The following is a 4,047-nucleotide window of genomic DNA, read 5'->3' as shown; positions in this document are numbered from 1 at the left end:
TTCGGTAAAGTTGTTATTGCTCAGTACTACCTTTGTTTCATCTTCGTCATCATCCTCTCTACCCGGAGTCTTAAGGTTGAACTTCGTGATAGCGAAACGGAATACTACGTAAAATACTACAAATGCTGCGATACCCATCGGGATAATTACCCATGTCTTTGCTGCTGCCGGCAGGGATGCTGAGAACAGCAGGTCTGTAGCTCCGGCGGAGAAGCTGAATCCTGCACGGAAGCCAAGTGCTACGGTAATCATAGCAAATACAGCATACAATACAGAATAGATAACGTACAGAACAGGAGCAAGGAACATAAATCCAAACTCGAACGGCTCTGTAACACCGCAGATGAATGCACAGATTGCTGCGGAAGCTACCAGACCGATTGCTACTTTCTTCTTGTTATCCTTTGCACAGTGAACCATAGCAAGTGCTGCACCCGGGATACCGAACATCATGCTCGGGAAGAAACCAGCCATGTACATACCAAGGCTCCATGTAACATCTGCAGATGTTTCGCCTGCCCAGAAGTGGGACAGATCACCAAGACCAATGGTATCAAACCAGAATACGTTGTTCAGTGCATGGTGCATACCAATCGGAATCAACAGACGGTTCAGGAATGTATAAACACCAACGCCAACGATACCCATCTGCTGAACTGCATTTCCAATTGCAACAAGTCCGCTGAAGATAATCGGCCATACAAAAAGCATAACAACAGATACAAGAATGGAAACTACACCAGTAACAATCGCTACACAGCGCTTGCCGCTGAAGAATGCCAGCCAATCCGGAAGCTTTGCAGCTTTAAACTTATTGAAGCATGTAGATCCGATAACACCTGCCAGAATACCGATGAACTGGTTTCCGCCAACTTTAGAGAAAGCGATGTACTTCTCTGTGCCTTCTTCCAGAGTCATGATAGTTCCAACAACTCCCGGATTCAGCAGTGTTGTCATCATCAGGTATGAAACCATACCTGCCAGACCACCAACACCATCACTGTCATCAGACATACCGAGACCTACACCTATAGCAAACAGAATTGCCATGTTGTCAATCAAAGCGCTGCCGGCCTTCACAAGAAGGAAACCGATAGTCTGCAGCAGACCAACAACTTCACCACCCTGCATTGTGGAAGGACACAGCCAGTATCCGATACCCATCAGAATACCACAAATCGGCAGGGTTGCCACTGGAAGCATTAAAGCTTTACCAAGTTTCTGAAAATACTTCATAAATATTTCTCCTTTCCTTTTCTTAATCCCTTTTTTCTATTTTAAGACCTGTAACCGCTCAGGCCATAAAATACTGCTTAAAGTATTATTTTGTAATCTTAATAATTGTATCACCAGGCTCTACATCATTTCCCGTGACAGCATCTACAGATGCGTAATCGTCTGTGTTACATACCAAAACCGGGGTAACTACATCATATCCCTCAGCTTTTATCTGGTCAATGTCAAAGCTAATAAGCAAATCTCCTGCCTTCACTGCGTCCCCCGCCTGTACATGAGCCTCATAGTATTTACCTTTCAGGTTTACAGTATCCAGACCCACATGCACCAGAATCTCTGTACCATACTCAGTTTTCAGGCTGACTGCATGCTTCGTCTCAAACATCATCTCCACGGTCCCATCTGCCGGAGCATGTATTTTGCCTTCCGCCGGAACCACCGCCGCACCTTTTCCCAGCAGACCGTCCGCAAACGTCGGGTCATTCACTTCTGACAGCGGCACTGCTTTTCCCTTTGCCGGAGATACCAGAGTATATACTTCTTCGCTCTTTCCTCCAAACATTCCTTTCAACGACTTAAACATTTCAATCGCCTCCCATATTATTGTTCTTCACTGAGTGATACGCGCACACCGACACTGCTTTCATCTGTTAAAATAAGCGTATGATAAGCACCCGCAGTATATTCTGCTATCTAACAAAAAAGCCAAACTTCATAAAATAAAATACTCCTTATTTTATAAAATTTGGTTGAGTCTTTCTTTCTGGCACCTCGCATCCTCACTCCTAGTACTTCTCTATAATAACAATAATTTTGACCAAAGTCAACTTATTTCTTTTACACTTTTTATACATTTTTAATAAAGCGCCCATTATTGCAATTTCACTTCCATATGGTACTAAATAGCAGAGGCTGCATCCTAAGCCTTAAATCAACTTTAAATGCCGACAACCGTTCCAAATACCGTCCTCCTCCATAGATGTAGTCACATAATCTGCAGCCGTCTTTGCCACATCTGAACCATTCCCCATAGCAATACCTACTCCGGCCGTACACAGCATTCCCAAATCATTCGCACTGTCGCCAAAGGCAACTGTCTCTGAAATTTCAATTCCGAGAAGCTCACATATCTTAACAATTCCAGTACCTTTATGATATCCTTTCGGAACAAACTCTACCACCGACGAATTATGTACCATAAAGTCATAATCCTCTTTCAGGTCCTCAAAACAAGCCACTCTATCCGCATTTTCAGTAGCACAGGATAACTTTGAAATCTCCCACTTTCCCCACTCTCCTGCAATAGTGAGCAGATGCTTTCCCAATTCGGCCCGAAGCTTCTGCCCAAAATAATCATCCTCAAATTCATCATTATCCATATAGAGGTATTCTCTGCCTTCCAAAATCGGACGACAGCCATAACGCCGAACAGTCAAAATCGTACGCTCTACCAACTCATTTTCCAGACGTTTATAAAAAACTGTTTTCCCGCCATATTCAACCATCGTCCCGCATCCCGACACCACACCGTCAAATCCAATCTCAAAAAGCTTTGGGTTTCGAATATATGCCCTACTGCGTCCACTGCACAAGAAAGCTAGGTTTCCGTTTCCCCGCAGCATCTTAATTGCCCGCACTGTACTCTCTGGAATCTCGTTCTTGTCATTCCATATCGTGCCGTCAATATCAAAAAATACTGCTTTTTTCTTTCCCATACTTTCACCTCATTCTTCAAACTAATTCCACCACACAAAATAAAAAAGCCAAATCCCTTGGATTCAGCCTTATTATAATGCCGGCGACCGGAATCGAACCGGTACGGGAGATTAGTCCCGCAGGATTTTAAGTCCTGTGCGTCTGCCAGTTCCGCCACGCCGGCATTCGCCAAATACTTGGCAAATGGGACCTATAGGGCTCGAACCTATGACCCTCTGCTTGTAAGGCAGATGCTCTCCCAGCTGAGCTAAGATCCCATTGACGACCCAGATCGGACTCGAACCGACGACCTTCGCCGTGACAGGGCGACGCTCTAACCAACTGAGCCACTGGGCCAAACTATCTATAAATTTTAAATGGACCTTCGGGGACTCGAACCCAGGACCGACCGGTTATGAGCCGGTTGCTCTAACCAACTGAGCTAAAGGTCCAAAAAGCCGATGATCGGACTCGAACCGATAACCTGCTGATTACAAATCAGCTGCTCTGCCAATTGAGCCACATCGGCTTAATTCAAATAACTCTTTTTAAATGACTCCTACGGGAATCGAACCCGTGTTACCGCCGTGAAAGGGCGATGTCTTAACCGCTTGACCAAGGAGCCGCTATAAATGGCATTTTGTTTTTCAACTCAGCGACGTATGTTATCATATCATACCTTTATCGATTTTGCAAGCATTTTTTACAAAAAAATACAATCAAACTAATTTAAATAATTCACTCCCGAAATTATGATTCCAAATGCCACACTGTTGTATTCGAAAACAGTAAGCGCCATAAACATTCCACTACACATGTACAGATTCTTAAATGCACTCTCCACTACTCTATATGTCAGAAATCTAAAAGACACTCCGCATTGGACTAACTATTTTAAATATTATAAAGAGTCCGTAAGCATAAATGTTTACGGACTCTTCTTACTCCCCGAGCGGGGCTCGAACCTGCAACAACTCGGTTAACAGCCGAGTGCTCTACCATTGAGCTATCGAGGATTATTCTGTTTCCAAGGGTATGCACCCTCAAAACCACATACAGTATAACATATTCTTTAAGACATTTCAACCGGAAAACCATCTGACTTGATCTCTTTTC

Annotated in this window: 3 protein-coding genes and 7 tRNA genes; all 10 read right to left on the bottom strand. The window is 44.0% G+C overall.

Annotated elements, in window-relative coordinates; all coding sequences use genetic code 11:
- Positions 1–1,236 (bottom strand): PTS transporter subunit EIIC (locus NFR99_RS14770; RefSeq protein ID WP_251354028.1); only part of this gene is annotated, 1,236 nt, incomplete at its 3' end.
- Positions 1,237–1,321: 85 nt separating this feature from the next.
- Positions 1,322–1,819 carry a PTS sugar transporter subunit IIA gene (locus NFR99_RS14765; RefSeq protein WP_120484409.1) on the bottom strand — a complete coding sequence of 166 codons (498 nt, stop codon included), beginning with the start codon at positions 1,817–1,819 and terminating at the stop codon, positions 1,322–1,324.
- A 343-nt stretch (positions 1,820–2,162) separates the two neighbouring features.
- Positions 2,163–2,951 carry an HAD family hydrolase gene (locus NFR99_RS14760; RefSeq protein ID WP_135975946.1) on the bottom strand — a complete coding sequence of 263 codons (789 nt, stop codon included), beginning with the start codon at positions 2,949–2,951 and terminating at the stop codon, positions 2,163–2,165.
- A 78-nt stretch (positions 2,952–3,029) separates the two neighbouring features.
- Positions 3,030–3,115 (bottom strand) — tRNA-Leu (locus NFR99_RS14755).
- A gap of 21 nt (positions 3,116–3,136) precedes the next feature.
- Positions 3,137–3,209: transfer RNA gene (locus NFR99_RS14750), tRNA-Val, on the bottom strand.
- 5 nt (positions 3,210–3,214) lie between these two features.
- Positions 3,215–3,288: transfer RNA gene (locus NFR99_RS14745), tRNA-Asp, on the bottom strand.
- A 21-nt stretch (positions 3,289–3,309) separates the two neighbouring features.
- Positions 3,310–3,383 (bottom strand) — tRNA-Ile (locus NFR99_RS14740).
- Positions 3,384–3,387: 4 nt separating this feature from the next.
- A tRNA-Thr gene (locus NFR99_RS14735) sits at positions 3,388–3,460 on the bottom strand.
- Between the two features lie 24 nt (positions 3,461–3,484).
- A tRNA-Glu gene (locus NFR99_RS14730) sits at positions 3,485–3,556 on the bottom strand.
- A 319-nt stretch (positions 3,557–3,875) separates the two neighbouring features.
- A tRNA-Asn gene (locus NFR99_RS14725) sits at positions 3,876–3,947 on the bottom strand.
- Positions 3,948–4,047 lie beyond the last annotated feature (100 nt).

This window comes from Hominisplanchenecus murintestinalis (assembly GCF_943193015.1).
Lineage (GTDB): Bacteria > Bacillota > Clostridia > Lachnospirales > Lachnospiraceae > Hominisplanchenecus_A > Hominisplanchenecus_A murintestinalis.
The sequence above is the reverse complement of the archived record's forward strand: the minus strand, read 5'-3'. Positions and strand labels throughout refer to the sequence as shown.

What these genes read in the sequence shown, in the direction of transcription:
- NFR99_RS14765 (WP_120484409.1), bottom strand. Translation starts at nt 1,819, where the DNA reads ATGTTTAAGTCGTTGAAAGGAATGTTTGGAGGAAAGAGCGAAGAAGTA.
- NFR99_RS14760 (WP_135975946.1), bottom strand. Translation starts at nt 2,951, where the DNA reads ATGGGAAAGAAAAAAGCAGTATTTTTTGATATTGACGGCACGATATGG.